The following is a 2,461-nucleotide window of genomic DNA, read 5'->3' as shown; positions in this document are numbered from 1 at the left end:
TATCCTTTGGCCACCAACGGATTCTACACAAAGCCGCAGGTCGGCCCCGCCGCGTCACGGCGAGACCGACCCGCGATTCTGCAACAGCCCGCAGATCGACCGGATGTATCGTTCGCTCGGAAAAGTGGGGGTCGCGCGCGGAAAACGCGGGGTCGGCGCGGAGCACTCTGTTTCAATGGAGATGTGTGCAGATGGATGGCATATTCCGGTGAGCCGATCCTCGCCGAGGACCTGCTGTTCCGGCCGGTGCACTCGCTCATCGATCAGAGTCTGCACTCGCAGCTCGGCGCGACGACCACGAACGGGGACGGGTTCGGCATCGGCTGGTACGGAGAAGGGCCCCGGCCGGCGCTGTTCAAGAGCATCGAACCCGCTTGGAACGACCGCAATCTGAGGGAACTCGCCAGCCAGATCCGCAGCGGCATGTTCTTCGCGCACGTGCGTGCGTCGACGGGATCGCCGGTCCAGCGCAGCAATTGCCATCCGTTCCGGTACGGCAACTGGTTGTGGATGCACAACGGCGAGATCGTGGACTACCGGAAGATCAAGCGGGAACTGCTGCTCGCGGTGGAGGCGGAGCTGTACACGGAGATCATGGGATCGACCGATTCGGAGGCGTTGTTCTACCTCGCGTTGACGTTCGGACTGACCGACGACCCGCTCGGCGCCGTCGGCCGGGCGGTCGGCTTCGTCGAGAAGACCGCCCGCGCGCACGGCATCGAGAACCCGGTGCAGATGACGGTCGCGACATCGGATGGAACCTCGATGTGGTTCTTCCGCTACTCGAGCCAGGTGCAGTCGCGGTCGCTGTACTACTCCACCGACATGACGACGCTGCGTGCCCTGCACCCGGAGGTGGAGGTGCTCGCGAAACTCGGACCGAGGGCGCGCCTCGTGGTGTCGGAACCGCTGCGTGACCTGCCCGGGGCGTGGAACGAGGTGCCCGAGGCCAGTGCGGGAACGGTCGGACCCTACGGGGACGAAATTCTGCCGTTCGTGCCGCTGGCCCCCTAGATCGCCGGGGCGCAACGCCATCGGGGCGCACCCACGTGGGATGCACCCCGAATTTCGGCGTTCGCGGACTTGTCAGAGGGCGCGGACCTGCTGGGCCTGCGGCCCCTTCTGTCCCTGCCCGACCTCGAATTCCACCCGCTGGTTCTCTTCCAGCGAGCGGTAGCCGCTGCCCTGGATCTCGGAGAAGTGGACGAAAAGATCGGCGCCCCCGTCATCGGGAGCGATGAATCCGAAACCCTTCTCGCTGTTGAACCACTTCACGGTGCCCTGCGCCATCTTGCCCAACTTCCTGTTCGGGAGCCGAACGTCACGTCGACGTCACGATCTCCACAATCGATCGTGCCACCCCTACGCCGTATGCACACCTTGTAGAGCACCGCCGATCCGAACCCACGAGGGCGGGCGCGCCGGGGCCTACGACGCGGTGCCGGCGCCCTTCGGGGAGGTCTCGAGCTCGAGGTCTGCGTCGTCGGCGAAGACGAGCCGACCGTCGTCGAGCGCGACCGCCCACCGGCGCACCGGGGCCCAGTCGCGGCCGAGGTCGTCGGCGACCAGCGCCGCGGCCTCGCCGTAGTCGGCGACGATCGCACCGTGTTCCGGTGCTGCGTGGCCGGAGCCGGATCGAATCGTCACCCGCGCGCCCAACGCGAGCGCGGCAGAGTTCTTGGTCTTAGCGCTCATGGCCATCAATTGTGACAGCTCACAGCGGGTGATGCAGGTCGGCCCGGGTCAGCCGTTGCGCGGTGGCGTCCAGGACGGCTCACGGCCGGTGAGCCCGAGCAGCCGATCGAGCGCGGACGCATCCTCCGCAACCTCCACCACCGGACCGAACAGGCCACCTTCGGCCCGCTGCTCCGGGGTGACGGTCGACGCGAACGCCGTGCAGGCCGCGACCGCCGCATCGTCGCAGGTGTAGGGCAGGCCCGCCGCGGCCGCGAGGTCCCAACCGTGGATCACGAGCTCGTCGAGCGCGACGAGTCCCGCGATCCGGCCGGGCAGGTCCAGCCCGGCGGCCTGCGTCGTTCCGGTCCACGCGGCGGGATCGTGCCACGCCTGCGCGAGCGCCGCGACCTGCGCGGGGATGCGCGTGCGCCAGTCGTCGCCCAGGTTGGCGGCGCTCGGCGCCGGCGGACGCGCCGTGATCTCCCCGAACTCCTTGGTCGCCGCGGCGGTGAACGCCACGGACAGGCCGCCGACGTGGTCGAGGAGGTCGCCGAGCGTGGCGTCCCGGCACGGTGTGCGGGCGGTGAGCTGGTCGTCGCGGATCCCGGCGATCACCCGGGTCATCGTGCGGGCGGCGGGATCGAGATCGAGCATTTCGGTCATCGGGGCACCTCGGTTCTCGGAGCGGTGGGGTCGCATGAGGACAGACCCGTCCCGCGCCGGAAACTCAGCGGCGTGACCGGTGCGGACGGCCGCGGGCCGCCGCGACCATCGTGGTCGCGGC

The 2,461-nt window shown here is 68.9% G+C and carries 4 protein-coding genes; 1 reads left to right on the top strand and 3 read right to left on the bottom strand.

The window, feature by feature from the left end; genetic code table 11:
- Positions 1 to 195: 195 nt before the first annotated feature.
- Positions 196 to 1,014 carry a class II glutamine amidotransferase gene (locus ACWDTS_RS28050; protein WP_197250266.1) on the top strand — a complete coding sequence of 273 codons (819 nt, stop codon included), beginning with the start codon at positions 196 to 198 and terminating at the stop codon, positions 1,012 to 1,014.
- A 72-nt stretch (positions 1,015 to 1,086) separates the two neighbouring features.
- Here the strand turns inward: ACWDTS_RS28050 and ACWDTS_RS28045 are convergent, their stop codons facing one another.
- The 3 genes from ACWDTS_RS28045 to ACWDTS_RS28035 form a co-directional block, all read right to left on the bottom strand.
- Positions 1,087 to 1,290 carry a cold-shock protein gene (locus ACWDTS_RS28045; RefSeq protein ID WP_068158269.1) on the bottom strand — a complete coding sequence of 68 codons (204 nt, stop codon included), beginning with the start codon at positions 1,288 to 1,290 and terminating at the stop codon, positions 1,087 to 1,089.
- A 138-nt stretch (positions 1,291 to 1,428) separates the two neighbouring features.
- Positions 1,429 to 1,695, bottom strand: a complete 267-nt coding sequence (locus tag ACWDTS_RS28040; protein ID WP_374068505.1) for a hypothetical protein — start codon at positions 1,693 to 1,695, stop codon at positions 1,429 to 1,431.
- Between the two features lie 48 nt (positions 1,696 to 1,743).
- Positions 1,744 to 2,340, bottom strand: coding sequence for a TIGR03086 family metal-binding protein (locus ACWDTS_RS28035; RefSeq protein ID WP_450119457.1), 597 nt, complete (start codon positions 2,338 to 2,340; stop codon positions 1,744 to 1,746).
- Positions 2,341 to 2,461 lie beyond the last annotated feature (121 nt).

Source organism: Rhodococcus sp. NPDC003383 (genome assembly GCF_053589115.1).
The sequence above is the reverse complement of the archived record's forward strand: the minus strand, read 5'-3'. Positions and strand labels throughout refer to the sequence as shown.

Bases quoted from the DNA above. Each gene is read 5' to 3' on its own strand.
- ACWDTS_RS28050 (WP_197250266.1), top strand. From the start codon at position 196: ATGGCATATTCCGGTGAGCCGATCCTCGCCGAGGACCTGCTGTTCCGG.
- ACWDTS_RS28045 (WP_068158269.1), bottom strand. From the start codon at position 1,290: ATGGCGCAGGGCACCGTGAAGTGGTTCAACAGCGAGAAGGGTTTCGGA.
- ACWDTS_RS28040 (WP_374068505.1), bottom strand. From the start codon at position 1,695: ATGAGCGCTAAGACCAAGAACTCTGCCGCGCTCGCGTTGGGCGCGCGG.
- ACWDTS_RS28035 (WP_450119457.1), bottom strand. From the start codon at position 2,340: ATGACCGAAATGCTCGATCTCGATCCCGCCGCCCGCACGATGACCCGG.